Genomic DNA, 26,171 nt, shown 5'->3' with positions numbered 1-26,171 from the left:
AAGTTCAACCAACGTCTCCGACAGACGCCACACCACCGTCCCCAGACGCCCTGCCGACGGCTCCTTGAAAGGAAGAGATCGTCGCGGCCTTCGCCGGGCAGGCGCCTCAGGAGTGGGGGCTTCAGTTATCCGGAGTCCTGTCCAGTCTTCCGGCCGGCAGTTCCGGCGTCGCTCTGAGCTTCGACTGCTGCGGCGGTCCCGGGGGCAATGCCGTGGACCAGGTCCTCATCGATTTTCTGCAACAGACGGGCACCCCAGCAACATTTTTCCTGAACTTCCGCTGGCTCCAGGCCAACCCGGGCCCGGCGAAAGCACTGGCTCAAAACCCCTTATTTGAGATAGGAAACCACGGCACCAGACATAGGCCGCTCTCGGTCTCCGGCCGCGGCGCCTACGGCATTCCCGGAACCGCCAGCCCAGCGGAAGTCTACGACGAGGTCATGGTAAACGAGGACGCCCTCCGCAGTCTGACCGGCAAGCCTTCCCGCTATTTCCGGTCCGGAACTGCGTACCTCGACGATGTCGCCGTTAGGATCGTTCGTGCGCTGGGACTGGTCCCCGTCTCCTTCAGCATCAACGGCGACGGCGGAGCCACCTTCCCCGCCGCCGTGGTCTTCCGGGAAGTCGCAGCAGCCAGGACCCGCGACATCGTCATAGCCCACGCCAACCACCCCACGGCAGGAACAGCCGACGGCGTCGCCCGCGCGCTCCCTGCACTGAGCTCCGCAGGAATCACCCCGGTCCCTCTCCCCAGCACTTGAAGCTAGTGGTGAAGGGGGAGCATTTCGCCGGTGTAGGTTCGCTGTCCGATTCCGGACTCATGCGAAACTAACTTCCGCTCCATGTCTCGGTGGAGAGCCGCGACGACGCGTTCCCTGGCCTCCGGCCATTCCTCCACCAGCAGGGACAGCACCGTGATGTCCCGCCAGGTGCCGTCCCCCCGCTGGGAAGACCGCCGGCGGACACCCTCGATCGTGAAGCCGAGCCGGGTCAGGGACCTCAGGGACCGCTCGTTGCGCGGATCGACGTCGCATTCGATCCGGCCGGCACCGGCGGCGAACAGCCAGTCGAACATGGCTACCTTCACCTCATGGTTCGCCCGGGTACCCCAGAACACCGGGTTGATGACCGTGCGTCCCACCTTCACCCGGTCGAATGAAGGGTGTGCCTCGGTGATCCCCGTGGTGCCGGCGAACAGCGGGCCGCCGGGCAGGCCGGTGTAGTGGATGGCGAAGACCGGGAGCCCGTCATAGCGGCGGCGGATGTACCGGACCAGCTCGCCATGGGTGGCGGGCCTGGGCGCGCCGTTGCCATATCCCTGGGCCCAGACGTCGTCGTTGGACAGTATGCTGGCCAGCGGCTCGACGTCGGCGTTACCGAATGGGGTCAGGACGAAGCGGCCTGTGACCGTGGGGAGGGCCGGCAGGATGCCGGGGAGTTGTAGCGCCATGACGGCCTTTCAGTGACCCGGGATTCCCGGTGAGGTTCGGCCAGGCTGGGCCGTCGATGACCGCATGCGTGCGGCGCCGGAGGAAACACTCATGCATGAAAGTAAATGCCGGGTAAAGAAGGGCGGAACCGCTGGTGGCTGGTCCTCGGCAAGCCGCCCGAACGAGGAGGAGCGATCAGAAATTGGCCGGCAAACGCCGTCGAAAGGGCTGTTGTCGGTAACTTCGTGGGCCGTCCATGCTGGACGATTCCGGGCCGGCCCCGGTCCGGGCGGACCGGGGACGAGTGAATCTCTTGACCGCCTGGAATGTTAGAGACTAACATTCTGCTATGGGAAACGCGGTTGCCACGAGGGCGTTGTTGCAGGAGCAGGCCATGGCACTGTTCGTTCAACGAGGTTTTGACGAGACGACTGTTGCCCAGATCGCCGAGGCGGCCGGTGTCTCGCAGATGACGTTCTTCCGGTATTTTCCGACGAAGGAAGCAGTGGTCTTTGACGACCCATACGATCCGGTGATCGCGGACGTCATTGCGGCCCAGAACCCCGGGCTTCCGGCGGTGGAGCGTGTCCGGCTGGGGCTGCTGGCCGCGTGGACCTCCGTGCCCGAGCCCGTTGGCGATGCGACCAGGGACAAGATCAGGCTCATCGCCGGCCACGCCAGGCTTGCGGCGGGCGTCTGGGAGAACAACCGCAGGACCGAGGACCTGATCGTAGAAGCCCTGACGGGAACCGGCGTCGGCCGGCTTGAGGCGCGCGTCGCCGCAGGAGCCTGTCTTGGCGGATTGACCGCCGCCCTTCTGGATTGGGCATCGGAGCCCGACGGGCAGGAACTGCGGGAGCGAATCATGACGGCACTGGTGCTGATGGGCGAACCGGGCGCGACTTCGCGGGTAGTCCAGTGACTACGCCAGCGTCGCTGAGAGCGGAGCGGATATCGACGGCCTTGGGCGGACTCACCGTTCTCGACGACGTGTCCCTCAATGTGGGGCCGTCGGAAATCCACGCCCTGGTAGGGCTGAACGGAGCAGGAAAGACGACCCTGATGCGGATACTGCTGGGCATGCTCACACCTGACCTGGGCACGGCTCACCTGACAGGAGTCCGGGTCTGCGCTGCAGGAGAGCGGGTATGGTCACGGGTCGGACAGATGCTGGAGACCCCATTCGCCTACCCGGAGCTGACGGCGAGGGAGAACGTGTACTCCTCCGCCCGATTGCACGGCATGGGCAGGGACGCCGCCGGTGCTGCCGCGGCAAGGGCACTGACTGCTCTGAGTCTGGATCACTATGCCAGCCGGCGTGCCGGGACGCTGTCGCTGGGAAACCGGCAGCGGGTGGGTCTGGCCGCCGCCCTGGTCCATGGACCGGACGTGCTTGTCCTGGACGAACCGACCAACGCACTGGACCCGCGCGGCGTCGTTGATCTTCGCCGGATACTTCAGGAAGCAAGCAGGGAGAGGGGCGCCGCCATCCTGGTCTCCAGCCACCACCTCGATGAGGTCGCTCGGATGGCCGACAGGATCAGCGTGCTTCACCGGGGCCGGATCCTCGGTACGCTGCAGCCCGGAAGCGTGGACCTTGAACGCCGCTTTTTCGATCTGGTGCTGCAGTCTGACTTGCAAGAGCAGGAGCAGTGATGAGCGCTTCCCCGCAGGCCCTGGAATTCGAGGCCCTGAAATTCCGCCGGGCGCCGGTGGTGCGTACGGTCTCCGTCCTCATCGGAGTCGGCCTGCCGGTGCTGGCAGCGGCATTCATGGTTGCCGCGACCTCAGACGGGTCCAGCCAGATCGGTCTCAAGGCAGCGGCGATGCTGACGAGTACAGGCTGGACCGGGTATTTCGCGATGGTGGGGATGCTTCTGTCCGTTGGTGCGCTGATGGGCATCGGTTTCGTGGTGTGTTGGTGTTTCGGGCGCGAGTTCACCGAAAAGACCCAGGCCTGCCTGTATGCCCTGCCGGTCAGCCGCCGCCGGCTTGCCTATGCGAAGTTTACGGTGATCCTTCTCTGGTCACTGGTGCTCTGTCTGGTCACCGTAGCGCTTGCACTCCTTGCCGGCGGGATCATAGGTCTGGGCATGCCCGGTCCGGAGGATCTGGTGGTCGCCGGCAAAGCCTGGTGCGCCGGTGCCCTGGCGGCTCTGCTGGCTTGTCCGCTCGCCGTCGTGGCCAGCGTTGCCCGCGGCTATCTTCCCGGCGTCGGCGGACTGGTGCTACTGGTGGTCATCACGCAGGTGGTGACGGCATTCGGCACCGGGGCTTGGTTTCCGTACGCAGCGCCCGGCCTGTGGATGGGCATGGGCGGCCCGGCGGCCGCCGAAACGGTCAGCCCGCTGCAGCTCCTGCTCTGCGTCCCGGTCTCCGTGCTCGGCATCGCCGTCACCGGGCAATGGTGGAAGAACATGGAAATCAGCGCCGGATAAGAAACGCCGCCGCCGGGTGAAGACTTGGGTCCTCGAGGGCGCTCCGGTCCGGTACCCCTGCGGCTCCGAATCACTTTCAGAGACCACGAGCAGAAGGTGACCATGAGTGTTCAGCAGGAAACCGCGCCCGCGGGAGCGGCCGAGCTGCGGCGGCAGATCCTTCCGACGGAGCTGGGTCCGTGCACGGTGCGCGTCCAGCAGGGCACCGGGGGACTGCCTGCCGCGTCCGGCACACCGGTTGTCTACCTGCACGGCGCCGCGGGATCCTGGACTACCTTCCGGCCGATGCTGTCCGGGGCGCCCGCCACTGACCGGGTGTTGATTGACCTGCCGGGCTGGGGCGAATCCACGAAGGGAGCCCGGCTGGAAGATCTCAGTATCGAGGCGATGGGGCGATCTGTCACCGGGGTGCTGAACTCGCTCGGCTACCGGCGTTGGAACCTCGTGGGCCACTCCATGGGAGGCTTCTTAGCGCTGCACATTGCCGCGGCGTGGCCGGAGCAGACCACCAGCGTGGCCGCGATTTCGGCCACCACCTTCGGCGTGTCCGACGCGGCGCGGGGGCCACTGCGCAGCCTGTCAAGGTTCCCGGCGTTCGTCGGCATGATGCTGGCCATGCGCTCCATGGCGGCACTCGGCCCGGCGGGGTCCGCACTGGTCCGCGCAGTCGGCGCCACACCCGTGATGGGACCGCTGATGGCCCCGTTCTTCGCGGATCCCAGGGCAATTTCCCCGAGCGTGATCCGCGCTCTCGGCGACGACGCCCGTCCGGCCAGCTTCGCCGCGGCGGCCAGGGAGGCGGCGCAGTACAATTTTGGCCAATGGCGCAGCATCGCCTGCCCGGTCCTGGCCACCCGCGGAGACAGCGACGTGTTCACGCCGCCGACTGACCCGGTCCGGTTGGCGGAGATAGTCCCGCACGTGAAGACGGTGACGATCCCGCGTTGCGGCCACTTCGCCACCATCGAGCGGCCGGAGCAGTTGCACCGGTTACTCGGTGAGATGTGGTGGCCGTGAGGTGTCCCCAGTCAGTGCGCAACCCCGTGCTCGTCACCGCACGTTTGGGTGGGCCGGGGAAGCAGCTTCCTCATCGTTGTCATCTATGGGCGGACCTTCCGAGGGATCCTGCGCATGGACCCTTGGTGTCGACTCGGCAGCCTCTAGTTCACCCTCCGCGGGCGCGTCGGCATGGAGGCGCTCCACCGGCTCAGGTGTCTCATGCATTTTCATACTCTCCTTGATCGCTTCCGGAGGCGGGACGCCGCAGACCAGTCCGCGTCATCATTCCTTGTGAATCTTCTCGCGCGGTGCGTGCACGCCAGCGTCGATAGCCGCTGTAAGGAATTGATCATCGCTTTGAAGAAACCCGTAGCCAAGCCTCTTTCCCATGATCGGCTCGGCAGGTCAGCGGGTCAAGGGGCATCGCCGGCAGTCCGAGACCGCTCACAGGGGGCTTCGATGAGGCCGGCAAGCCGCCTTACGGGTCCGGCTGCGGAGGGGTAGGTAACGCAATCGAGTGGCCGCTGGATCAGATCAGGGGACTGACACCGAGAAGCGCGGCGCGCAACGACTCGGCGGAGGGAAGTCCTGCCAGGCCGTGACCGGAACGGTAGAGGCGGCAACTCAGTGCAGGTGCGGTTTCCGCGGGGAAAAGGTCCCGTCCGTCGGCTATGAACGACGGCGAGCCGTGGAACTGGAGTTCCACTGCCTCCTCTTCCGAGGTGACGCGGCGGATCGTCAGCTGTTCGGCCGCGTGTCCTTCGGCAGTTAGCGTCTTACGGAACAACTCCAGGGCGGCCCAGCTGTTGGGGCAGTCCCGGATGGTGCGCAGCTCGAAGTCCATGGCTCAGGCGTCCTTCCGGCCCAGGCTCAGGCATAGGCAGGCGGCGCGCGTCAGGGTTTCCATGTATCCAACGTACCGCCAGGTGCGGACAATGGTGGTGCGGGTAGGACACGGATCAGATGGCGGGCTTGTGGTGGGTGCCGCGCATCCGGAGGGCGACCAGGATGCCTGATGCCCCGGTGAGGGCTGCGACTGCGGCGACGTACGCCGGAATCCCGTATGCATCTGTGAGAAAGCCGGCGAGCAGCGCACCGATGGCGAATCCGCCGTCGCGCCACAGACGGTAGATGCCCGCCGAAGCGCGCACGCCAGTCAGGATGCTCGACGTCGCCGATTTCAGCCAGCAGGGTCGGGTAGACCATGGCGGTGCCGAGTCCGAGCAGAACGGCGGCGGCGAGCACCGCCCGGAATGGCATGCCGCGTCAGAACAGGACAGACTGCAGGGCGACATAGACGGCGATGGCCAGCACCAATGTTCCGAAGCTGCGTTTGATGGTCTTGTCCGGGATGCTCGTGCCGATCCGCCCGGCCGCGAGCGAGGCTGCCATCGCGGTAACCGCGAAGGCTGCCGTGACGGCCCAGTCGATCTGCAGGTCACCCAAGTGCGCGGCGAAGCCTGCGGCAGAGTTGATGGCGATGATCACCAGGGAGGTCCCTACCGTCAATGCCATTGGGAGCCCTAGAACCAGGGTGAGGGCCGGGACGATCAGGAAGCCGCCCCCGACGCCGAGCAGGCCGGTCAGGAAGCCCACGACGGCGCCGGTGGCGATTGCCTTGGGCAGGCAGCTGGGCCAGTTGATCCCGCCGCCGGGGAGCGCGCAGGCGCCTCCGGCTGCTGCCGAGGGCATCAGCATCCGGACTCCGGCGAGGACCATGATCGCGGCGAAGGCCAGCAGCAGGATCTTCGGGTCCAGGTGCCGGTTGACCATGGCGCCGAGGTAGGCGGTTGCGGTTCCTGCGGCGCCGATGATGAGCGCCAGTCTCCAGTTCACCCCGGTGCGCAGCCGGGGCAGCACCGCGACGGCGGAGGAAGCGCCGACGACGACCAGCGACGTCGGGATTGCCGCGGCAAGCGGCAGTCCCACGCCGTAGACGAGGGCCGGCACGGCGAGGATGGATCCGCCGCCTCCGACCAGGCCCAGCAGGGCGCCGACGAGAAGCCCGAACGCCGCCGCGGCAAGGATCATGCCCGGGCGTCCAGGTTCTGAAGGGCCTGGTGCGCGGTGGGCTCATTGGTTGAACGGTTCCAGGGCATCTTGGAGAGCATCTGCCCCATGGCGCAAGTGTTGGTCGCTGCGGAGGACGTCAGGCCGGCGCCAATGCCGCCGGCGAGCAGTCCCAGCTTCGGGGAAACGAACTTCGCGGCGACGATGCTGGCGAGCACCAGGGAGCCGGCGGTCATCCGGACCTGGCGTTCCAGCGCCCAGGGGCCACGGCCGCGGACCACGTTTCCGCCGGCGGCGGCGTAGGCGGTGACTCCTCCGGAGAGCACGCGGGCGCTGGCCAGGCCGACGGAGTCCAGGTGTTTGCGCGCCTGCTCGGCCCGGTTTCCGGACTGGCAGACGAGGACTACGCGGGTACCCATTTTTGCTGCGAATTCTTCCGCGTGTTCGCTGAGCATGGCCAGCGGCACATGGTACGAGCCCTTGATATGCAGGGACTCAAACTCGGCGCCGCTGCGCACGTCAATGATCATCAGATCGTCGTGGTGATCTTCCCAGGCCGTCAGGGTCGAGGCATCGATGGACTGAAGAGCGGAATCAATGGTGTTGGTCGTATTCCAGGAAGTCATGATCTCTTTCGGTATGTCTTGGAGGATTTCCGGTGGCGGCCACTCATTTGCGCGAAGCCGCCCTCCACCGTCCGGTTCGCCGGGTCAAAGCCGGTCCGGGCAAGTGGAAGCCCGGGCAGCACTTGGGGGGCCTGCCGCCCGGGCAGTCTGGTGGGGTCAGCTGATCGATAGTCCGGCTCGTGCCGACTTCAGATAATGCGTGGATCAGTTGCTGGAAACAGACTCGCGCGACTGCTGCCAGGCGGTCCACCCGGCGTAGCTGCCGTCGAGTTCGACGACGTCGTACCCGGCGCGGCGCAGGGCGCTGGCCGCCACCGAGTTCCTTACGCCGCTCTGGCAGTAGCTCACGATGGTGCCCCCGGCGGGGAGCTCGCTCAGGTTCCACATGACGCGGCCGCCGCTGAGCTGGTGCGACCCGGGGATGTGCCCGGCCGCGTGTTCGGTGCGGTTGCGGACATCCAGGAGCATGGCGTACTCGAACCCTTCGAGTTCTTCGGGCTGGATCAGCGGGGGAGTGCTGATGGGCAGGCCGTCGAGGCTCGTGACGTAGCCGGCCACCGAGTCGATGCCGACGCGGATCAGGTGATCCCACATGTCCTGCGCGGCTGCCTGGCTGGTGGCCAGCAGGACGAGGGCGTTCTTGTCCGTTTCGGGGTTCACGGCCCAGGCGCCGAAGCTGGCCGCGGACTTGCCCGCCGGAATATTCACCGAGCGCGTGACGGTTCCTGTGTGGACTTCGGCGTTGGACCGGGTGTCCACGAAGGTCACGGTGTCCTCCGCCAGGTCCCGGACGACGTCGGCGGTGGCCAGCTTGGCCAGCGGCTTCCGGTCGCCCAGGACGGCGGGGCCTTCGCGGTTTTCGCGTTTCATCCGGCCGAAGTAGGCGTGGGCATCGGGCTGTCCGTCGAGGAGTTCAGCGACAAAGCCTTCCTCGTCGTTGGCCGCGAGGTAGGGCCCCCACCAGGAGTAGAGCCGCTCGTAGCCGACGGTGGAAGAGGGGATGGCGCCGAGGGCCTTCCCGCAGGCGCTGCCGGCGCCGTGGCCGGGGTGGACCTGGACGTGGTCCGGCAGGATCAGGAACTTGTCCCGCAGGCTGGCGAAGAGCTGCCGGGCGCCGGCGAAGCGCGTGTCGACGCCGCCGGCCGCCTCGTCGAGCAGGTCGGGGCGGCCCAGGTCCCCGGAGAAGACAAAGTCGCCGGAGAGCAGGTAGCCGGGGGTGTCGGCGAACGCGCCGTCGGTGATGAGAAAGGACAGGTGTTCTGGGGTGTGCCCGGGGGTGTGCACGGCCTTCACGGTGATGTTGCCGAGGGTGATCTCGTCGTCGTCGTTCAGGCGTTCAGCCGCGAAACCGTACTGCCAGTCGGTTCCGCCCTCACCGGAGACGTAGGCGGCGGCGCCGGTCGCGGCGGCCAGTTCACGGGTGCCGGAGAGGAAATCCGCATGGATGTGGGTCTCTGTGACGGCCACAATCTTCATCCCGTTCGCTGCAGCCAGGGACTGGTACACGGCGATGTCGCGGCGGGGGTCGACGACGAGCGCCTCGCCCTTGGCCTGGCAGCCGATCAGGTAGCTGGCCTGGGCGAGGTCTTCGTCATAGATGCGCTCAATAAGCATGGGGGCACTCCTTTGGTCGGCGGTGGGGAGCTTCGGGGTGGGACCCTCCGTTCCTCTCACAACGGTAATACCCCCGGGGGTATCTTGCAAGCGGTCCGGCGTCGACTGGAACGCGACGGACCGCCGCTGGCCGTTATACCCTCCGGGGTATAGACTCGGCAATGCACCCACCACCTTCGGAGTCCGCCATGGAACTTGATTCGACAGAACTCACCCCGGTCGTCAACCGGCTGAAGCGCGCCCAGGGGCAGCTCGCCGCGGTCACCCGGATGCTGGAAGAGGGGAAGGACTGCCGGGACATCGTCACCCAGCTCGCAGCTGTCTCAAAAGCCCTGGACCGGGCCGGCTTCGCCATCATCGCGAGCGGCCTCGAGCAGTGCCTGCTCCGCGGCGACACGAGCATGGACACCAAGGACCTGGAAAAACTCTTCCTGTCCCTCGCCTGAGACCCCTCACTATCCCTGCAGGAGCAGCCATGAGCTACACGCACACCGTCACCGTCCCGCTGACCTGGGAAGAAGCAGTCCAGCGTACCCGGGAGGCGCTCGCCGGACAGGGGTTTGGCATCCTCTCGGAGATCGACGTCCGCGCTACCTTTGAGGCCAAGCTGGGCGCCGGTGCCGCGGCGGAACTCGGCGACTACATCATCCTCGGCGCCTGCAACCCGGCCCTGGCCAGCCGGGCACTCTCCGCGGACCCGGACATGGGCGCGCTGCTGCCCTGCAACGTCGTCGTCCGACGGGGGAGTGACGCCGCCGAAACAACCATCCAGTCCATCGATCCGCAGACCATGGTCAAACTCAGCGACAGCCCGGAAGTCCGGGACGTCGCCGACGACGCCGACGGCCGGCTCCGCGCCGCCCTCGCCTCCCTTCAGGCCCGCTGACCCCCGCGGACTGAACCACCGGCATCAGTCGTGGGCCGGCTCGCCGGTGATCCGGTGGTCGGCGTGGTTGATGGTTTCGCGGATGAGCCGGACCAGGTGCCCGTCGTGGAGGGAGTAGATGACGTGCCGACCGTCCTTTCGTGTGTCCACGAGGCCGCTAAGGCGGAGCTTGGCAAGGTGCTGGCTGACGACGGTCCGGGCCGCACCGGATGCGGCGGTGAGTTCGGTGACAGTTTCCGGCCCGTTTGAAAGCAGCCACAGGAGATGCAGGCGTGTGGGTTCGGCGAGCATGCGCAGGGTACCCGCGGCTGTTTCGAGAAGTTCCGGCCCCGGGGTGACGGGATGGACAAGGGACGACCCGTCCGGAGCGTTCCTAGGCGAGCTTCCCGACTGGCTGTTCAACGGTCTCCTCCTCAAGCGTGGGTTCCGCCGAAGCCGCGGCTATGTGCCGCGGCCAAGACAAGAAGGCAGCAGCACTTCCTATCATCGCAAGAACTGTCAGGGCCAGTGCGGCCCAGCCAAGTCCCGCGACGGCGCCGACCCAGCCAGCAAGTGGATAGGTCGCGAGGTAGCAGGCGTGGGAGAGCGAGAACTGCGCGGTGAAGACGTAGGGCCTGGTCTCCTCAGTGGAGGCGTCACGCAGCAGCCGAGATGAGGGCGTGAGGATGGTCGAGTTCGCGGCGCCCAGCAGGAACCACAAGCCCAGCAGCAGCCACCACTCTTCACCGGGGACGCCGAAGACGGTCGTAGCCGTGGTGCCGGCCAGGACCGTCGGGATCAGGGCGGCGCCGGTCAGCATCACCGCCCGGTCCCCGAACCGGTCCAGAAGCCGGGGCGCGGATAAAGCGACGAGCATCGACCCGACGCCGAAACACGCCAGGGCCAGCGCAAGATCCGTATCGGGGCGGTGCAGGACGTCCCGCACGTAGACCACGGTATTCACCAAAACAAGGGCTGTCGGCGCCGCGACGACGAGGTTCAGGGCCAGCAGGGAGCGCAACCGCCGGTTGCGCCAGAAGATCCGCGCTCCCCATGTGGTCCTGTGCCACAGCGAGGTCTGCGGCATCTCGGGCGCGGTGACCTTGGGCAGGACGGTAACGGCAACCATGACGGCCGAGAACAGGAACCCGGCAATGGTGCCGACGAAGAGATTGTTGTAGCTGACCACTGCCAGCAGTACCGCGGCGATTGCCGGGCTCACCAGCGCCTCCATGTCGTAGGCCAACCGCGACAGCGACAGCGCACGGGTGTAGTCCCGCTCGTCTTCCAGAATGGTCGGAATCAACGACTGAAAGGCCGGGGTGAACGTCGCTGAGGCGGACTGGAGAAGGAAGATCACCACGAAAATTTGCCATGGTTCCGTGACGAACGGAAGGCACAGCGCCATCGCTGCTCGGATGAGGTCCGCGCCGATCAGCACCCTCTTTTTCGGCCACCGTGCCGCCAGGGCATTGATCACCGGGGCCAGCCCAACGTAGGCCAGCATCTTGATCGTCAGCGCCGTACCCAGCACCGCACCGGCGTTTTGTCCGGCCAGATCGTAGGCCAGCAGTCCCAGGGCGACCGTGAGCAGCCCGGTGCCGATCAGGGCCACGATCTGAGCGGCAAAAAGCCGCCGGTAGGTCACGTTCTTCAAAACCGTCAGCATCAAGGCCGCCCTCCAGGTGCATATGTGCGTGTCTGTGCACTCATTCTAGCGCGGGCGACGGCTGCGGGGCTCGCGTATCAGGCCAGGTGCGTGCCAAGGAACGAGAAGACATCCGGGAGGATGGAGCGCCAGTAGCCGCTGTCGTGGCCGCCGTCCTGGAATCCGCCCTTGTGTTCACCCGGCAAGTCCTTCACATAGTCCTTCACGATGAAGAGCAGGTTGTCCGCCGTGCCGCAGTCAATTCTCTTCGGCAGTGACTCCAGCTCCGGCCGCAGGGCGAAGACGTCGTTGGCCGCAAAGTCCGCTGCGCTGTCGAACGTATCGGACCGGCCGGCGTCGTACTGGCTCCAGAGGGCGGGGCTCATCGCGGCGACGGCGCGCAGCTCCGGGAGTCGATGCTGTGACGCGAGGAGCAGGGCGCCGAATCCGCCCATGGACAGGCCGAACAAGGCGAGCCTGCCGGTGTCGAGGCCCTGGCTGGCCAGCAAGGGGAGGAATTCTTCCACCACCATGGACTGCGTGTCGGTGCCCGACGCGCGGGGGTGCCACCAGGAGTCGCCGCCGTCGACTGCAGCGATTGCGAAGGGCGTCCCTCCGCGGGCGACATGCTGGGCCAGGACATCTGCCGCGTGCAGGTCCTCGAAGACCATGCTGTGATCCGCGTGCGCTCCATGCAGGAAGAGGGCCACGGGGAGGGGACCGGACGTGCCGCCGCCGGTGGGTCCGGGCACCATTGTTGTCCAACCCGTGGGTTCCTGCGGGCTGAACCGTGACGCGAAGCTGCCGGTCTCCATGGTCATTGACGGGGGCTCCCCGGCCGGGGTCCGGCCGGCGCACGCCCCGAGTGACGCCGCTGCGAAGGCGCCCGCTCCGAGCCCCAGGAGGGTCCGTCGGGGTATTCCGGGCGTTCGCATAGCCCCGATCATAGGCCGGGAGGCGCCGGCCCGGCATGACGCCACTGCGCATTCTCCCGTGACGATCGTGCCATGATCGGTGGTGTGACCGGACGACTGATGCTCCTGGATACCGCTTCGCTGTACTTCCGCGCCTTCTACGGGCTGCCCGATACCTTGCGAGCGCCGGATGGTTCCCCCGTCAATGCCGTTCGGGGGCTGCTGGACATGCTCGCACGGCTGGTCCATGACTTCGCGCCGAGCGAACTGGTGGCCTGCTGGGATGACAACTGGCGCCCGCATTGGCGGGTTGCGCTGCTGCCCGGCTACAAGGCGCACCGTCTCGCGGAGGTGGTTCCCGGCGGCAACGATGTGGAGCAGACGCCTGAACTGCTCGTGGCCCAGGTACCGATCATCCGGGAAGTGCTTGGCGCCTTGGGCATAGCGGTCATAGGCGCGGAGGACCACGAGGCCGACGACGTGATCGGCACCCTGGCGACGCGGGCGCGGACTCCGGTGGACATTGTCACCGGTGACCGCGACCTGTTCCAGCTTGTCGACGACGGGTCTTCGGTACGCGTGATCTACACGGCCCGCGGGATGGGCAGGCTTGAGCTCGTCACCGACGCCGTCGTGGTGTCGAAGTACGGCGTAGCCCCGAACCGGTACCAGGACTTCGCCGTCCTGCGCGGAGATCCGTCCGACGGGATCCCCGGCGTTCCGGGCGTGGGGGAAAAGACGGCGGCGGCTCTGCTGGCTCAGTTCGGGGATCTCACGGGAATCATCGAGGCTGCCCGGGATCCCGCGGCAGCGCTGTCAGCCGCGGTGCGGACGAAGATTACCGGCTCATCGGCCTATCTCGAGGTGGCGCCCCACGTGGTGAAGGTAGCGCGCGACCTTGAGCTTCCCGTGATGGACCTGCGCATCCGTCCACTCGATGCAGAGCGTCTCGAAGACCTGGCCGCACTCTCCGAAAAGTGGGGACTCGGTGGCCCGCTCGAGCGCGCAGTGCACGCCCTCGGCGCGGCAATCTGACATCAGTGCAAGTGCGCTCGGCTCCAGCCGTAGGGATGGCTGACGCGCTACCAAAGCCATTCCGCAAGTCAGGAACCACCCTTTGAAAATGAGATCAGGGCCCGCATAAAAGACCTGATAGCATCCCTGACCCCGGCCGCCACGCAGCACCTCTCCGGCGCTTGTACCGGTGCCACAGGATAATCTTGAAGAATGACTCCCGCAGCCCGATCAACCGTCACCCTCGAGGGTCACTTCGCCCGCGACTTCGCGGAACTGGCCGTTCCGTGGCAAGCGGAGCAGGCTCCCGATCCGCGGTTGCTGGTCCTCAACGAGCCGTTGGCGGCCGAGCTGGGCCTCGATCCCTCCTACTTGCGGGGTTCAGACGGGCTGCTTCTGCTCGTCGGTAATCTTGTCCCGAACGGTGCCACGCCTGTGGCGCAGGCGTATGCCGGCCACCAGTTCGGCTCTTTCGCGCCCCGCCTGGGTGACGGGCGCGCACTGCTGCTCGGTGAGATCGTCGACGCCGCCGGCCACCTTCGCGATGTCCACCTCAAGGGTTCCGGGCGGACACCGTTCGCCCGCGGTGGCGACGGCCTGGCCGTGGTTGGTCCCATGCTGCGGGAATACATCGTGAGTGAGGCCATGCACGCCATGGGCATCCCCACGACACGATCCCTTGCCGTCATTGCGACGGGTCGTTCGGTGCGCCGCGAATCACTGCAGCCCGGAGCCGTCCTGACCCGGGTCGCGGGCAGCCACCTGCGCGTGGGCAGCTTCCAGTATGCCCGGACCACGGGCGACGTCGATCTCCTGCGCAGCCTCGCCGACCATGCGATCAGCCGTCACTACAGTGGCGCCGCGTCGGCCGAGCACCCCTACGTTGCGCTGTTCCAGGCGGTGATCGCCGCGCAGGCTTCGCTGGTGGCTCAATGGATGCTCGTGGGATTCGTGCACGGGGTCATGAACACCGACAATATGACAATTTCCGGCGAGACCATTGACTACGGGCCGTGCGCATTCATGGACGCTTTCGACCCGGCTGCGGTCTACAGCTCCATTGACGAGGCGGGACGCTACGCCTACGGCAACCAGCCGGTCATGGCGGAGTGGAACCTCACGCGGCTCGCAGAGGCTCTCCTGCCTCTTTTCCACGACGACCAGGAGCAGGCGGTAGCCCTCGCCGAGGAGTTCCTCGCCGCGTTCCGCGGGCAGTACAGCGCCGCCTGGGCGGCCGGCATGAAGACCAAACTCGGGCTGCGCAACGACGTCGACGACGAAGTGGCCGCGCCGCTGCTGGTTGAACTGCCCACCCTCCTGAAAGTCGGGCGGATCGACCATACGTCCTTCTTCCGGAGCCTTGGCTCGGCTGCCCGCGGCCATGCTGAACCTGTGCGGAGCATGTTCATGGACCCGGTTGCGTTTGATGCATGGGCGCAGCGCTGGAGCGCCTTGGGCCCCGATGCGGAGGTGATGGACCGGGTCAACCCTGCCTACATCCCCCGCAACCACCTGGTAGAGGAAGCCCTCGCCTCCGCTTCAGGTGGCGATTTGTATCCGCTCGAACGGCTCCTGAGCGCGGTGACCGACCCCTTCAACGAGCGCTCGGGGCTGGAGCGCTACGCGTGCGCCGCGCCGGAAGACTTCGGCACCTACAGGACCTTCTGCGGAACCTAAGCCTCCGGCTCCCTGTTCGAGCCAGAACGCGGCCCACCGGCCGTCATGCCTAGACGCCTTCGACCGCGTCCAGGCGGCCGGAACGAACGGCCTCGGCGAAGGCCTGGTAGTCCTGTTCGTTCTGATCCGCATAGCGCTCGGAGAAGTCGGTGATAGACCGCTCGAATTTGTCGCTCTTGCCGAGGTAAGCGGCGATCGCGATCGGGTCGCCTGACCGGGCATGCGCACGTGCCAGTGTCCAGCCGCAGGCGTCGGCGTAGAAGTTCAGGCCAAGTGGTTTCATCCCCTCGACAATGGCTGAACCCTTCATATCGCGCAGTTGGCGCCAATACAGGTACCGGTTCTCCTGCGCGCCCTTGGTCCACCCCAGGAAAATGTCACTCGCGGCCTGCATCATCCGCTGCCCCTGCACCACGCGCTCGCCCGGCTGCTTGAAGCGACTCTTCGGCAAGTGGTCCTCAAGTACCGATCTGGTGGCTTCCTTCACCTGCAGGAACAACGGATCCTGCTGATCTCGTCCCTGGAGCAAGGCGATGAACGCCCGCGTGCCGACGCTGCCGACGCCCACCACCTTGCGGGCGACGTCGATGATTTCGAAGCGCTCAAGCAGGTGGCGTCGGTCGTCCTGAAGCGTGGCCCGGTACGAACGGAGCTGCCTGCGAAGCACGCGCTGAAGCTCATCGGCAGACATGCCGAATGATTCCCCCAGCTCGCGGGCCGGAATGACGATCGGCGGCTGGCTGACGATCCGGTACTTCCCGTCCACGAGCTCGGCGAGCTTGGAGAGTGCCTGCAGGCTGTCGCGGGTGTGGGCCTTCTCGACGTTGTGTCGCGCGGCTTTTTCCATGCGCTGGGCTGACTTCTTGAGGGCTTTGCCCTTTTGGCTTGTTACGGCCAATCCAACGGCTTGCAGCAGCTGTTCCTCGGACAGCCGGGCATACCAGATGTCCAGAGTGCCCATTTGCGCGAACTGGGCCATTGCTTCCCGGTAGGTTCGAACCGCGGTGAGGGTTACGTCTCGAGTCTCCTCCTCGGTGAAGGCGTTATTCCTCGCTGCGATGGTAAAGCTGGCCGCCATGCGTTTGACGTCGTACTCGAAGGGGCCCGGGAGCGTCTCATCGAAGTCATTCAGGTCGAACAACAATGTCCGCTCGGGTGAAGCGAAGACGCCGAAGTTGGACAGATGCGCGTCCCCGCACAGCTGGGTGGTCAGGCCGGCCCGCGGCGTGTCCTTCAGGTCGGCCGCCATGATTTTGGCCGCACCCCGGTAGAAAGTAAACGGTGAGGCGAGCATCCGTCCGTGGCGAACGGGTACCAGGTCCGTCTCCCGGGTGAGGTTTTGTTCCTCGAGGAGCGCGACCGGATCCGCGCGGTCGGGTGCGGGAACCCAGCCCGAGTGGCTAGAGACGGGTGTCTTGTCCCGGTAGCCCTTGCCCTTCGCAGCTCGCTCTTCGACGCTCCGGTGCTTGATTTTGGTCTCGGCCATGATCGGCGACCTCCCCTTTACATCCGCGGACCGGCACGGGCACCGGTGCCCGGATCAGTCCCTCCTGAGCGCGTAACTGCGCCTGACGTTCGTGCTCAAATCGAAATGGCTGGTACGGAAAATCTCACGGCCGGTCCTGCGTGGAATATTCGGGAATATTAGGGAATTGCCGGGCAACGTCGGCTATCACCTTGCCCGAAGTGTCCAACTTCTCCTTCGCATTAATACTGCGATTGTGGCCCCGAAGCGGCCACGAGTCAACGCACTGCAGGCGGCTGTGGTGACGGCCGGGAAGTTGACCCTTGGGCCGACGATTCGCTTAATCCGAGTCTCGCTTAATCCGAGTCCCTACGTGGTCTGCCTTCGTCGTCGCCACCATCCGTTCGGTCTTGGCCCACGGCTAGGCGGTCATGGAGTCTCTCGATCAGCTCCGTGAGCTGGGCAAGCTCCTCGGTACTGTAGGTTCCGGATTCTTTCGTCCGCTCACCGGTTGCGGCGCTCACGCTCTCAACCAGCCAGGAGGCCACGGCCGCCGTGACCATGCTCAAGACGGCAAATCCGCCGATCATGAGTGCTGTCGCGGCCCAGCGGCCAGGAACGGTTACGGGGTAAAAGTCGCCGTAGCCGATTGTTGTGAGGGTGACAATCGCCCACCACAAAGAGTCACCCATCGAGGTGATATTCGCGTTCGGAGCGCCCTTTTCGAAACTGAGGACACTCAAGGCAACGGTGTAGATGAGAAGGAGGGCGGATGCAATGACGTAGGCCATGACGCGGGCCCTAATCGCGGTGCCAGGGGCGCGGTCCATCACCTTGCGCAGCGTGAAGGGACGCAGGAGCCGCAACGGCCGGGCTACCGGCAGCACCACCATGAGCAAGTCCATCGGATGGCGGAGGAACCATCGGCCCCGCTGGGGGGACAGGGACAGTTTCACGAGGTAATCGACTCCGAAGGCAGCCCACGTGGACCAGATGGCAATTGTCAGAGCCGTGGAGTATGGTGCGGCCGGTTCGACAATGACCAGGATGGAGTAGGCCGCCAGGAATACGAAGGCCGCACCGATGAGGGGCCCTTCGGAATGCTTTTGCCACGTCTGAAGCGTCATGGCTGAATCGTAGGACTTTGTTCCCCAGGTTGTCCCTAGAAATTGTCCGACCCGAACTTCGAGCGACGGAAGAATTCGTCGCCAGTGACGGGCGCCTGCCAGCGGACGGGCCATCAACCGCAAGGTCGACACGCAGTGATGACAAGTGGCTAAGGCGGCGGTACATTGAGGCTCTGACGTGCCGGACCGTGCTGGGCACGGCAGGTGAGGATGCCAGTATCGGCGGAGGCAAGCCATGGCGGAACATCAGGGCGACGAAGGAACCGGACGCAAAAGTGCGCGCGAGGACCGTGCGCACGCAAACAACTTAGCCAGCGAACTGGGAGTTGTGGAGCAGAACCTCCTGCAGCGCATCGAGGATTTCAATGATCCGCGCCAGGAATGGCGGCGCCTCTTCTCGGAGTTGTATGGCACGTTCCTGCTCGTCGTTGTCGCGGCCGGGGGTGGCATGATGAGTCAGGCTTTCCCCGGCGTCATTAGCCGCACGGCGGCCGTAGTGGGCCCGGGTTTGATGGTGATGGGGATCATCCTGTTCATGGGCAAGGTCTCGGGTGCGCACCTGAATCCCGCAGTCAGCATTGCCTTCGCACTCCGGGGCGACTTCCCGTGGCGCCGGGTGCCGGCGTACGTTGTGGTTCAGCTCGCTGGCGCGACGCTGGCTTGCCTGTTGCTGCAGGCCGTAATCGGCGTCTCCGCCACCTACGGTTCGAACTATCCGGCGGCTGGCTATTCGGCGGGTGCCGCGTTCTGGATGGAGGCGCTGCTGACGCTTGCGCTGGTCAGCGTAATTCTTGGAACGGCCTCAGGGGCTCAAAATATCGGGTTGCTCGGGGCTTTTGCGGTTGGCGGATACATCGCCTTGGCAGGCCTGTGGGGCAGCCCGATCTCCGGCACATCGATGAATCCGGCGCGAACGTTCGGGCCCGATCTCGTCGGTGCCAATTTCAGCGACTACTGGGTTTATGTCGCCGGGCCATTGGCCGGCGCGGTCGCCGCCGTCGGTGTCGCATTCATCTTGCGGGGCGCCGGCGGAGGGAAGTCCGGTTCCGGTGCCGCGCAGGGAGACCTCTTCACCGAGGCTCCCAAGGAAGAGCGGGCTTAGCAGTCGGCTGGACCGTGCCGGGACCGCGGCAGTTCGCCGGCCGGATTCCCAGCCCTTCAGGTGGGGGTGGCGATGACAGTTCGGAGCGCAGGTATTCTGCTGTACCGGCACGGCAGTTCTTCAGACGTGCAGGTTTGGCTAGCCCATATGGGAGGACCTTTTTGGGCCCGCAAGGATGCCCATGCCTGGTCAATTCCCAAGGGCGAATACGCTGCGGACGAGGACCCGCTGGCGGCAGCGAAGTGCGAGTTCGCAGAGGAAATGGGCACTCCGGCCCCTCGGGTCGATTACATCCAGCTGGGGGACTTTCGGCAACCCTCGGGCAAGGTGATCACGGCCTTCGCCGCCGAATCGGGCTTTGATCCCGAACGAATCGTGAGCAACACCTTTGCCCTGGAATGGCCGAAGGGATCCGGCGCCGTCCGAAATTACCCCGAAGTCGACGGCGCGCAATGGATCGGGGAACCCGAGGCCCGCCTCAAGCTGGTACGGGGTCAACTGCCGATCCTGGACGCGCTCATCCGGCATCTCCGGAACGCCGGTGACCGCGGGGGAAGAATCTAGGTCCGTCCTCTGGCTGCCGACGCGCGGGTACAGGGTTCCCACGGCTTTTTTGGGTCCAGGGGGACCGAAAGCTGTCTTTGGGTAATAAACTTGTGCTGCTGATGCCGAAGCCATGAGCCCAACTTTCTGCGCGGCCCGGGCCACCCGACGGTTGTTCCGTCATCAGGACGAACAGGCGCCGGAATTATCAGGAGGACCAGCCATGATCGGTGTTTCCGCCAGTGAACAGCCGCTGGATCCTTTTCCCGGATACGAAAAGATGAGGAAAAGCCAGCCTGTCTTCAGGGATCCGCAGTCCGGGGTGTGGCATGTTTTCCGCTACGACGACGTGCAGCGGGTCCTTTCAGAGCACGTCACGTTTTCGTCCCGGATGGGCGGCGAGAATCCCTCCGAGACGGGCCAGCTCTTCGCTGCCAGCCTGATCAATACGGACCCGCCCCGGCACCGCCAGTTACGCTCCCTGGTGACGCAGGCATTCACGCCCCGGGCAGTGGAGGCGCTGGCCCCGCGGATCTTCGACATAACGAATGAGCTGCTGGCCCCGGCGATCTCCGCTGGTGCGATGGACCTCATAAAGGACGTGGCATATCCGTTGCCCGTGATCGTCATCGCGGAACTCATGGGCATCCCGGCGGGGGACCGGGATCGATTCAAAAAGTGGTCTGATGCAATAGTCAGCCAAACCCGACCGGAAACGGATGAGCACCACCATGATGACGCAAACCATGAAATGGCAGACTATTTCCTGGGGATGATCGAGGAACGCAGGCGCCGCCCGGGCAACGATTTGATCAGCAGGCTCTTGGCGGCGCAGATCGAGGGCGAACACCTCAGCGTCGTCGAGTTGCTCGGGTTCTGCAGCCTGTTGCTTGTGGCGGGCAACGAAACAACCACAAACCTGATCGGCAACGCCGTGCTGTGTTTCAGCGAAGACCCCGGCACGATTCCGCGGCTCGCCGCCGAGCCGTCCCTGCTGCCGGAGGCCGTCGAAGAAGTGCTGCGCTACCTCTCCCGGTCCAATCGATGTATCGCGTCGCGGCCGCCGATACATCGGTCGGCGAGCACCAAATCCCCGCCGGTTCGCCCCTCGTCGCCTGGATCGGGTCAGCGAACCGGGACGAGAAGCATTTTCTGCATCCGGACGTTTTCGACGTCGGGCGAACCCCCAACCGCCACCTGGCCTTTGGCCAGGGCATCCACTTCTGTCTCGGGGCACCGCTCGCCCGGTTGGAAGCCCGGATTGCACTGCAGACCGTCATCGACCGCCTGCCCGGGCTGGCGCTGGCACCGCGTACGCATTTGGAACGGATGGACAGTACCATCATTTACGGTCTGAAGAAGCTTCCCGTCGTCTGGCAGCCCGCCTGAGGCTGAACGCACGGCTTCGGCGGTGCGGTGATCCGCGGTACTAGCCATCTGCTCTGGCGTGCGCAGGCGAAGGAGACGAGAATAGCCTCGTGGTGACCCTTCGCCCTGGCGGTGACGGCGACGAGATGAATGCCGCCGCCCTAAAGATTCAACGCATCTTTCTCACGTTGACGCTGGGCAACACCCTTGCCGCCTCGTTCATCTGGGGGATCAACACCCTCTTCCTGTTGGATGCGGGACTCAGCAACCTCGAAGCCTTCGCCGCAAACGCCTTCTTTACTGCCGGCATGGTGCTGTTCGAGGTTCCCACGGGAGTGATTGCCGATGGCTGGGGACGCCGAGTCTCTTTCCTGCTCGGCACTGTGACCCTGGCCGTAGCGACCTATGTCTACTACCTGCTCTGGCAGGTCTCCGCTCCGTTCTGGGCCTGGGCGCTGGTGTCGGTCTCGCTCGGTCTGGGCTTCACCTTCTTCTCGGGCGCAGTCGAGGCGTGGCTCGTCGACGCCTTGCACTTCGCGGGGTATCGGGGCGCGCTGGAGACGGTGCTCGGGCGTGGACAGATGGTGTCGGGCATAGCGATGCTCGTCGGCTCTGTGGCCGGCGGCGTGATCGCGCAGGCCACCAACCTGGGTGTGCCGTTCCTGATGCGCGTGGGCGTGCTGTTGGTCATGTTCGCCGTCGCCTTTTCGCTCATGCACGATGTCGGTTTCACTCCCGAACGCTCATCCCGCCCTCTTCAGGCCACCCGCGCCGTGCTGTCAGCGTCGATCGAGAACGGATTGAAGAATCCACCCGTGCGTTACGTAATGCTCGCCGCACCGTTCAGCGCGGGCGTCGGGATCTACGTGTTCTACGCCCTGCAGCCCTACCTGCTTGGTCTCTTCGGTGACCCTCACGCGTACTCGGTGGCGGGTCTGGCGGCAGCAATCGTGGCCGGAGCGCAGGTACTTGGCGGGTGGATGGCGCCCCGCATCCGGCGCCTCGTTCGCAGACGCACGACGGTGTTGATTTTGAGCAGCATCGTGAGCACACTGATCCTGGTCTTGCTGGGGTTTGTCCAAGTGTTCTGGGTGGCCTTGGCGCTGTTGGCACTCTGGGCTCTGGTCTCAGCGGCTGGCACCCCGGTGCGGCAGGCGTACCTCAACGACATGATCGCCTCAAAGCAGCGGGCCACCGTGCTGAGCTTCGACTCACTTATGGGGTCGAGCGGCGGAGTGGTGGTGCAGCCGTTGCTCGGCCGGGCGGCCGACGTGTACGGCTACGCTGCCTCGCTGGCCATCGCCGGCGTTATAGAGTTGATCGCGGTGCCGTTCCTCTTGGCGAGTCGTCTGCAGCGGCCCAAGGCCGATCAGGCGAACGCTTCGGCAGGGACGGCCAACGCGGAAGGTCGGCGCCCCAGCGCAACATGAAGGGCCCCAGTCATTTGAGGATTATCACAGCCGCTCAGGGCAAGAACTCGCTGGAAGTCATCGCGGGCATCATTCAGTCAACGTGGCGCCCCGGATCTTTTGTCGACGTCGACGACGCCCGGGATGCCATCCTGGCCGCGGAACGCATCGGCGGCGGCACTCCGATGCCAATGCTGTCCGAAATGACGGACGTAGAGATAAGCGCCGCCGCCCGGCACGCATTCGCCCAGACGACGGGCGTTTCCGCCATCGCCGTGCTGGGATCCAGTGCTGTGGATCGTGTCTTAGCCGCCGCCATGAGCCGGTACACGCGCTACCCGCACCGGTTCTTCACGTCGCGGGACGACGCCCTGGCCTGGCTGAGGACTGTCACCGCAACGCCGATCGACGCGCCGTCGCCCTAGAGGCAAAGCGGAGCACACGCCGCGTACGGCACAGCGCAGTGATCGAGGCGTACGGCAGCCCATTGATGAAGTCGGCGTCGAAGGCGTAAGCGGCAAGCCACTGGCGGTAACCGGCGCGGTTGTGAGCTCCGGATGGGCCTTCGCCCCTGCACTGCCGCGCCCAAAAGGCTTCTACTGGACGTATCAACCTTGTTCCCGGCCCTTTTCCATGATCCACTTCCATGATCCACGGGAGTACCGCCATGTCCGACTTGCTTAAGTGGTCACCAGTCCACGCCCAGCATTGCGTGGCCCCATGCCGCACCGGCCCTGGTGAGCGGGAACGGCACCGGCGATGCCGGCTCCCCGTCGACATCGTCGCGGATCTAGAGTCCCGCCCTCGGCCGGATGAGACTTCGTAGCAGCTGGGAGGCTGCAGCGGGGAGTGTTGGGAAATGTTTGAGCGATTTACCGACGGTGCGCGGCAGGCCGTGGTGCTGGCCCAGGGAGAGGCATGGCTGCTGAGCCATCAGCATATTGGCACCGAACACTTTCTGTTGGGCCTGATCCGGGAGAATGAAGGCGTGGCTGCCAGGTCCCTTGAGTGTTTGGGCGTCTCACTCCGCAGCGCACGGTGGCAGGTGGATGAGCTCACGCGCCACAGCCAGCCTGCACCGTCGGGGCGCATCCCCTTCACTGCACGGGCCAAGAAAGTGCTGGAACTGGCGCCGCGGGAAGCCGCGGACCTGGGACACAACTACATCGGAACGGAGCATCTGCTGCTCGGGATCATCCGCGAGGGTGAAGGTGTGGCCACCCAGGTGCTGGCCTCCCTTGGCGCGGAACCTGCCAGGCTGCGCCGCCAGGTTCTCCGGCTCATCCACAGCCCGGGCAGGAACACGACAGGCCCGGGCGCCAGTGCCGGTTCACGGGCGTGGACGGCCGCCATGTCGCCCGTGTTGGATCAGTTCGGCCGGAACCTGACCCAGGCCGCTGCAGAGTGCACCCTGGACCCGGTCATCGGGCGGGAATCCGAGATGGAACGCGTTATGCAGGTCCTGTCCCGGCGCACCAAGAACAACCCGGTGCTGATCGGCGAGCCCGGCGTCGGCAAGACCGCCGTCGTGGAGGGCCTGGCCCAGGCGATTGTCCGGGGCGATGTCCCGGAGACCATCAAGGACAAGCAGCTGTACACCTTGGACCTCGGGTCCCTGGTGGCCGGCTCCCGGTACCGCGGTGACTTCGAGGAGCGGCTGAAGAAGGTCCTCAAGGAGATCCGTACCCGCGGGGACATCATCTTGTTCATCGATGAGATCCACACGCTTGTGGGTGCCGGTGCCGCGGAGGGTGCCATCGATGCGGCCTCGATCCTGAAGCCCATGCTGGCGCGCGGGGAGCTGCAGACCATCGGTGCCACCACGCTGGATGAGTACCGCAAGCACATCGAGAAGGATGCCGCGCTGGAACGGCGTTTCCAGCCCATCCAGGTCAAGGAGCCCTCGGTTGCGCACGCGATCGAGATCCTCAAGGGCCTGCGGGACCGGTACGAGGCGCCCCACCGCGTCACCATCACCGACGGCGCCCTCGTCGCCTCCGTGACCCTCGCAGACCGGTACATCTCGGACCGCTTCCTCCCGGACAAGGCGATCGACCTGATCGACGAGGCCGGCGCACGCCTGCGCATCCGCCGGATGACGGCGCCGCCGGAGCTCAGGGCCCTGACCAGCAGAATCATCGCCGTCCGGAAAGCCAAAGACGCCGCGATCGACGCCGGCAACTATCGGGAGGCCGCTGCTTTGCGCGACACGGAGCAGAGCCTTGTTGTACTGCGTAAGGAGCAGGCGCGCTTCTGGGGTGCAGGCGTTCTGGACCGATGTTCACAGGTGGATGAGGACCTGATCGCCGAGGTCCTGGCGAATTCCACGGGCATCCCGGTCTTCAAGCTGACCGAGGAGGAGTCCTCGCGGCTGCTGAAGATGGAGGATGAACTGCACAAGCGGGTGGTGGGCCAGAACGAGGCCATCAAGGCCCTGTCCCAGGCGATCCGCCGGACCCGTGCAGGCCTGAAGGACCCGAAGCGTCCGGGCGGTTCGTTCATCTTCGCCGGCCCCACGGGCGTCGGCAAGACCGAACTGGCCAAGGCCCTTGCCGAGTTCCTGTTCGGTGAAGAGGATGCCCTGATCACCCTGGATATGTCCGAATACTCGGAGAAGCACACGGTCTCGCGCCTTTTCGGTGCCCCTCCGGGCTATGTGGGCTACGAGGAGGGCGGGCAGCTGACCGAAAAGGTCCGCCGCCGCCCGTTCTCCGTGGTCCTGTTCGACGAGGTGGAAAAGGCCCACCCGGACCTGTTCAACTCGCTCCTGCAGATCCTGGAAGACGGCCGCCTGACCGACTCCCAGGGCCGGGTGGTGGACTTCAAGAACACCGTGATTATCATGACCACGAACCTTGGCACCCGGGACATCTCCAAGAGCGTCGCCACCGGCTTCCAGTCCGGCACGGACACCCAGACCGGCTACAACCGGATGCGTGCCCGGGTCACGGAGGAGCTCAAGCAGCACTTCCGCCCCGAGTTCCTGAACCGTGTTGACGATGTGGTGGTCTTCCCGCAGCTGACCCAGGACGAGATCATCGAGATCGTGGACATGTTCGTCGGCCGGCTGGAGAAGCGCCTCAAGGACAAGGACATGGGCATCGAACTCACGCCCGCGGCCAAGGTGCTCCTGGCCACGCGCGGCTACGACCCCGCGATGGGCGCCCGGCCGCTGCGCCGGACCATCCAGCGCGAGATCGAGGACCAGCTCTCCGAGAAGATCCTGTTCGGCGAGCTCCACTCCGGCGACATCGTGGTGGTGGATGTGGAAGGCGAAGGCGACGACGCCAAGTTCACGTTCGCCGGCAACGCCAAACCGCGCATCCCCGATGTGCCTGCGGGAATCACTCGCCGCGGGTGGTGACTCCCGGGCAGGCGAGGACCACACTTGAACCAACGCGCCGGACAGCGCGCTCGAAATGCAACGGAGGAAAGCCAGTGACAACCACACCAGAGGCAGAGGCAGAGGCAGAGGCGCACGGGCCGGTCGACTTCGTGCTCCTTGAGTTCCCTGTGGCCGGACTGACGGGACGGGTGAGCGAAGAACTTGTGCGGCTCGTTGAGCAGGGCGTGATCCGGCTCTTTGATCTCCTCGTCATCATGAAGAACGAGGACAGCTCGGTTGTAGTCCTCGAGCTCACCGACCCGGGCGGTCCCGCGGAGGCGTTTTCGTACTTCGACGGCGCGCATTCCGGACTTCTTGGCAACGAGGAAATCGCGGAAGCAGCAAGCGCGATTCTTCCGGGGAGCGTAGCCGCGCTGATTGTCTACGAGAACACGTGGGCCGCACCCTTCGTGGCGGCCGTTCGCGACGGCGGAGGCGAGCTCGTCGCGAGCACGCGGATCCCGGCTCCCGACGTGATGGCAGCGCTCGAGGCCCTCGACGCCGAGCCGACCGTAGCCTGATACATAAGACCGACGC

General features: G+C 65.6%; 27 protein-coding genes and 2 pseudogenes. 17 read left to right on the top strand and 12 right to left on the bottom strand.

The annotated features are described in order from the left end of the window. The first annotated feature begins 77 nt into the window (after positions 1–77). Positions 78–761, top strand: coding sequence for a polysaccharide deacetylase family protein (locus tag BJG92_RS14430; protein ID WP_308011665.1), 684 nt, complete (start codon positions 78–80; stop codon positions 759–761). Positions 762–763: 2 nt separating this feature from the next. Here BJG92_RS14430 and BJG92_RS14425 read toward each other — a convergent pair whose 3' ends face one another. Then, positions 764–1,450: a GNAT family N-acetyltransferase gene (locus BJG92_RS14425; protein WP_232084686.1), complete on the bottom strand. Its 687-nt coding sequence runs from the start codon at positions 1,448–1,450 to the stop codon at positions 764–766. A 329-nt stretch (positions 1,451–1,779) separates the two neighbouring features. Between BJG92_RS14425 and BJG92_RS14415 the strand changes: the two genes are divergently transcribed. The 4 genes from BJG92_RS14415 to BJG92_RS14400 all read left to right on the top strand — a co-directional run bounded on the left by BJG92_RS14415 (position 1,780) and on the right by BJG92_RS14400 (position 4,885). After that, positions 1,780–2,352 (top strand): TetR family transcriptional regulator, encoded by a 573-nt coding sequence (locus BJG92_RS14415; RefSeq protein WP_269462025.1) that lies wholly within the window; start codon positions 1,780–1,782, stop codon positions 2,350–2,352. Then, positions 2,349–3,086: an ABC transporter ATP-binding protein gene (locus BJG92_RS14410; protein WP_232084685.1), complete on the top strand. Its 738-nt coding sequence runs from the start codon at positions 2,349–2,351 to the stop codon at positions 3,084–3,086. The genes BJG92_RS14415 and BJG92_RS14410 overlap by 4 nt, the downstream gene beginning before the upstream one ends. Continuing rightward, positions 3,086–3,868 carry an ABC transporter permease gene (locus BJG92_RS14405; RefSeq protein ID WP_232084684.1) on the top strand — a complete coding sequence of 261 codons (783 nt, stop codon included), beginning with the start codon at positions 3,086–3,088 and terminating at the stop codon, positions 3,866–3,868. Before BJG92_RS14410 ends, BJG92_RS14405 begins: the two co-directional genes overlap by 1 nt. Positions 3,869–3,970: 102 nt before the next feature. After that, positions 3,971–4,885, top strand: a complete 915-nt coding sequence (locus BJG92_RS14400; protein ID WP_232084683.1) for an alpha/beta fold hydrolase — start codon at positions 3,971–3,973, stop codon at positions 4,883–4,885. 33 nt (positions 4,886–4,918) lie between these two features. Here the strand turns inward: BJG92_RS14400 and BJG92_RS14395 are convergent, their stop codons facing one another. The 6 genes and pseudogenes from BJG92_RS14395 to BJG92_RS14370 all read right to left on the bottom strand — a co-directional run bounded on the left by BJG92_RS14395 (position 4,919) and on the right by BJG92_RS14370 (position 9,117). After that, complete coding sequence (locus BJG92_RS14395; RefSeq protein WP_232084682.1) at positions 4,919–5,092, bottom strand: hypothetical protein; 174 nt, start codon at positions 5,090–5,092, stop codon at positions 4,919–4,921. A 304-nt stretch (positions 5,093–5,396) separates the two neighbouring features. Continuing rightward, positions 5,397–5,711, bottom strand: a complete 315-nt coding sequence (locus tag BJG92_RS14390; RefSeq protein ID WP_232084681.1) for a hypothetical protein — start codon at positions 5,709–5,711, stop codon at positions 5,397–5,399. Between the two features lie 115 nt (positions 5,712–5,826). Next, positions 5,827–6,115: pseudogene (locus BJG92_RS14385) on the bottom strand (MFS transporter); the annotation flags it as partial. Positions 6,116–6,133: 18 nt separating this feature from the next. After that, a complete protein-coding gene (locus BJG92_RS14380) occupies positions 6,134–6,898 on the bottom strand; it encodes a sulfite exporter TauE/SafE family protein (RefSeq protein WP_232084680.1) in 765 nt (254 codons plus the stop codon). Beyond that, complete coding sequence (locus BJG92_RS14375) at positions 6,895–7,503, bottom strand: rhodanese-like domain-containing protein (protein WP_232084679.1); 609 nt, start codon at positions 7,501–7,503, stop codon at positions 6,895–6,897. Before BJG92_RS14375 ends, BJG92_RS14380 begins: the two co-directional genes overlap by 4 nt. Before the next feature lie 204 nt (positions 7,504–7,707). Further along, a complete protein-coding gene (locus tag BJG92_RS14370) occupies positions 7,708–9,117 on the bottom strand; it encodes a rhodanese-like domain-containing protein (protein ID WP_232084678.1) in 1,410 nt (469 codons plus the stop codon). A 188-nt stretch (positions 9,118–9,305) separates the two neighbouring features. Between BJG92_RS14370 and BJG92_RS14365 the strand changes: the two genes are divergently transcribed. Further along, positions 9,306–9,563 carry a metal-sensitive transcriptional regulator gene (locus BJG92_RS14365; protein WP_232084677.1) on the top strand — a complete coding sequence of 86 codons (258 nt, stop codon included), beginning with the start codon at positions 9,306–9,308 and terminating at the stop codon, positions 9,561–9,563. Between the two features lie 29 nt (positions 9,564–9,592). Next, the gene (locus BJG92_RS14360; protein ID WP_232084676.1) at positions 9,593–10,003 is read left to right on the top strand and encodes a DUF302 domain-containing protein; all 411 of its coding nucleotides are present in this window, start codon (positions 9,593–9,595) and stop codon (positions 10,001–10,003) included. Between the two features lie 24 nt (positions 10,004–10,027). On the opposite strand, the gene BJG92_RS14355 is transcribed toward BJG92_RS14360, so the two are convergent. The 3 genes from BJG92_RS14355 to BJG92_RS14345 form a co-directional block, all read right to left on the bottom strand. Continuing rightward, positions 10,028–10,405, bottom strand: a complete 378-nt coding sequence (locus BJG92_RS14355) for a helix-turn-helix transcriptional regulator (RefSeq protein WP_232084675.1) — start codon at positions 10,403–10,405, stop codon at positions 10,028–10,030. Further along, positions 10,377–11,651, bottom strand: coding sequence for an MFS transporter (locus tag BJG92_RS14350; protein ID WP_232084674.1), 1,275 nt, complete (start codon positions 11,649–11,651; stop codon positions 10,377–10,379). Before BJG92_RS14350 ends, BJG92_RS14355 begins: the two co-directional genes overlap by 29 nt. 77 nt (positions 11,652–11,728) lie before the next feature. Further along, complete coding sequence (locus tag BJG92_RS14345) at positions 11,729–12,565, bottom strand: alpha/beta hydrolase family protein (RefSeq protein WP_232084673.1); 837 nt, start codon at positions 12,563–12,565, stop codon at positions 11,729–11,731. 84 nt (positions 12,566–12,649) lie between these two features. On the opposite strand from BJG92_RS14345, the gene BJG92_RS14340 reads away from it, so the two are divergent. Then, complete coding sequence (locus BJG92_RS14340) at positions 12,650–13,579, top strand: 5'-3' exonuclease (protein ID WP_232084672.1); 930 nt, start codon at positions 12,650–12,652, stop codon at positions 13,577–13,579. Positions 13,580–13,771: 192 nt separating this feature from the next. Further along, the gene (locus tag BJG92_RS14335) at positions 13,772–15,235 is read left to right on the top strand and encodes a YdiU family protein (RefSeq protein WP_232084671.1); all 1,464 of its coding nucleotides are present in this window, start codon (positions 13,772–13,774) and stop codon (positions 15,233–15,235) included. A 49-nt stretch (positions 15,236–15,284) separates the two neighbouring features. Here the strand turns inward: BJG92_RS14335 and BJG92_RS14330 are convergent, their stop codons facing one another. Together BJG92_RS14330 and BJG92_RS14325 are read right to left on the bottom strand one after the other, a co-directional pair. Next, positions 15,285–16,721, bottom strand: coding sequence for a DUF2252 domain-containing protein (locus tag BJG92_RS14330; RefSeq protein ID WP_232084670.1), 1,437 nt, complete (start codon positions 16,719–16,721; stop codon positions 15,285–15,287). Between the two features lie 335 nt (positions 16,722–17,056). After that, positions 17,057–17,827: a potassium channel family protein gene (locus tag BJG92_RS14325; protein ID WP_232084669.1), complete on the bottom strand. Its 771-nt coding sequence runs from the start codon at positions 17,825–17,827 to the stop codon at positions 17,057–17,059. A gap of 235 nt (positions 17,828–18,062) precedes the next feature. Here BJG92_RS14325 and BJG92_RS14320 point away from each other — a divergent pair, with 235 nt between their 5' ends. The 8 genes and pseudogenes from BJG92_RS14320 (at position 18,063) to BJG92_RS14290 (ending at position 26,155) form a co-directional block, all read left to right on the top strand. Further along, positions 18,063–18,929: an MIP/aquaporin family protein gene (locus BJG92_RS14320; protein ID WP_232084668.1), complete on the top strand. Its 867-nt coding sequence runs from the start codon at positions 18,063–18,065 to the stop codon at positions 18,927–18,929. Between the two features lie 72 nt (positions 18,930–19,001). Beyond that, positions 19,002–19,493 (top strand): NUDIX domain-containing protein, encoded by a 492-nt coding sequence (locus BJG92_RS14315; RefSeq protein ID WP_232084667.1) that lies wholly within the window; start codon positions 19,002–19,004, stop codon positions 19,491–19,493. 112 nt (positions 19,494–19,605) lie between these two features. Further along, positions 19,606–20,397: pseudogene (locus BJG92_RS18425) on the top strand (cytochrome P450); the annotation flags it as partial. Positions 20,398–20,516: 119 nt separating this feature from the next. Further along, positions 20,517–20,861, top strand: a complete 345-nt coding sequence (locus tag BJG92_RS18420) for a cytochrome P450 (RefSeq protein ID WP_269462031.1) — start codon at positions 20,517–20,519, stop codon at positions 20,859–20,861. A gap of 125 nt (positions 20,862–20,986) precedes the next feature. Beyond that, a complete protein-coding gene (locus tag BJG92_RS14305) occupies positions 20,987–22,270 on the top strand; it encodes an MFS transporter (protein ID WP_232084742.1) in 1,284 nt (427 codons plus the stop codon). A 14-nt stretch (positions 22,271–22,284) separates the two neighbouring features. Then, a complete protein-coding gene (locus BJG92_RS14300; RefSeq protein WP_232084666.1) occupies positions 22,285–22,674 on the top strand; it encodes an STAS/SEC14 domain-containing protein in 390 nt (129 codons plus the stop codon). A 434-nt stretch (positions 22,675–23,108) separates the two neighbouring features. After that, a complete protein-coding gene (locus BJG92_RS14295; RefSeq protein ID WP_232084665.1) occupies positions 23,109–25,613 on the top strand; it encodes an ATP-dependent Clp protease ATP-binding subunit in 2,505 nt (834 codons plus the stop codon). Positions 25,614–25,687: 74 nt separating this feature from the next. Continuing rightward, positions 25,688–26,155, top strand: a complete 468-nt coding sequence (locus BJG92_RS14290; RefSeq protein WP_232084664.1) for a DUF6325 family protein — start codon at positions 25,688–25,690, stop codon at positions 26,153–26,155. Positions 26,156–26,171: the final 16 nt, after the last annotated feature.

Origin of the sequence: Arthrobacter sp. SO5 (genome assembly GCF_020532805.1) — a bacterium.
In the GTDB taxonomy this organism is placed as follows: Bacteria; Actinomycetota; Actinomycetes; order Actinomycetales; family Micrococcaceae; genus Arthrobacter.
Note: the sequence above shows the minus strand (reverse complement) of the source record. Positions and strands in the feature narration are given on the sequence as shown.

Bases quoted from the DNA above. Each gene is read 5' to 3' on its own strand.
- BJG92_RS14415 (WP_269462025.1), top strand. From the start codon at position 1,780: ATGGGAAACGCGGTTGCCACGAGGGCGTTGTTGCAGGAGCAGGCCATG.
- BJG92_RS14295 (WP_232084665.1), top strand. From the start codon at position 23,109: ATGTTTGAGCGATTTACCGACGGTGCGCGGCAGGCCGTGGTGCTGGCC.
- BJG92_RS14390 (WP_232084681.1), bottom strand. From the start codon at position 5,711: ATGGACTTCGAGCTGCGCACCATCCGGGACTGCCCCAACAGCTGGGCC.
- BJG92_RS14400 (WP_232084683.1), top strand. From the start codon at position 3,971: ATGAGTGTTCAGCAGGAAACCGCGCCCGCGGGAGCGGCCGAGCTGCGG.
- BJG92_RS14330 (WP_232084670.1), bottom strand. From the start codon at position 16,721: ATGGCCGAGACCAAAATCAAGCACCGGAGCGTCGAAGAGCGAGCTGCG.
- BJG92_RS14335 (WP_232084671.1), top strand. From the start codon at position 13,772: ATGACTCCCGCAGCCCGATCAACCGTCACCCTCGAGGGTCACTTCGCC.
- BJG92_RS14360 (WP_232084676.1), top strand. From the start codon at position 9,593: ATGAGCTACACGCACACCGTCACCGTCCCGCTGACCTGGGAAGAAGCA.
- BJG92_RS18420 (WP_269462031.1), top strand. From the start codon at position 20,517: ATGTATCGCGTCGCGGCCGCCGATACATCGGTCGGCGAGCACCAAATC.
- BJG92_RS14345 (WP_232084673.1), bottom strand. From the start codon at position 12,565: ATGCGAACGCCCGGAATACCCCGACGGACCCTCCTGGGGCTCGGAGCG.
- BJG92_RS14375 (WP_232084679.1), bottom strand. From the start codon at position 7,503: ATGACTTCCTGGAATACGACCAACACCATTGATTCCGCTCTTCAGTCC.
- BJG92_RS14405 (WP_232084684.1), top strand. From the start codon at position 3,086: ATGAGCGCTTCCCCGCAGGCCCTGGAATTCGAGGCCCTGAAATTCCGC.
- BJG92_RS14380 (WP_232084680.1), bottom strand. From the start codon at position 6,898: ATGATCCTTGCCGCGGCGGCGTTCGGGCTTCTCGTCGGCGCCCTGCTG.
- BJG92_RS14305 (WP_232084742.1), top strand. From the start codon at position 20,987: ATGAATGCCGCCGCCCTAAAGATTCAACGCATCTTTCTCACGTTGACG.
- BJG92_RS14320 (WP_232084668.1), top strand. From the start codon at position 18,063: ATGGCGGAACATCAGGGCGACGAAGGAACCGGACGCAAAAGTGCGCGC.
- BJG92_RS14395 (WP_232084682.1), bottom strand. From the start codon at position 5,092: ATGCATGAGACACCTGAGCCGGTGGAGCGCCTCCATGCCGACGCGCCC.
- BJG92_RS14425 (WP_232084686.1), bottom strand. From the start codon at position 1,450: ATGGCGCTACAACTCCCCGGCATCCTGCCGGCCCTCCCCACGGTCACA.
- BJG92_RS14365 (WP_232084677.1), top strand. From the start codon at position 9,306: ATGGAACTTGATTCGACAGAACTCACCCCGGTCGTCAACCGGCTGAAG.
- BJG92_RS14325 (WP_232084669.1), bottom strand. From the start codon at position 17,827: ATGACGCTTCAGACGTGGCAAAAGCATTCCGAAGGGCCCCTCATCGGT.
- BJG92_RS14370 (WP_232084678.1), bottom strand. From the start codon at position 9,117: ATGCTTATTGAGCGCATCTATGACGAAGACCTCGCCCAGGCCAGCTAC.
- BJG92_RS14315 (WP_232084667.1), top strand. From the start codon at position 19,002: ATGACAGTTCGGAGCGCAGGTATTCTGCTGTACCGGCACGGCAGTTCT.
- BJG92_RS14350 (WP_232084674.1), bottom strand. From the start codon at position 11,651: ATGCTGACGGTTTTGAAGAACGTGACCTACCGGCGGCTTTTTGCCGCT.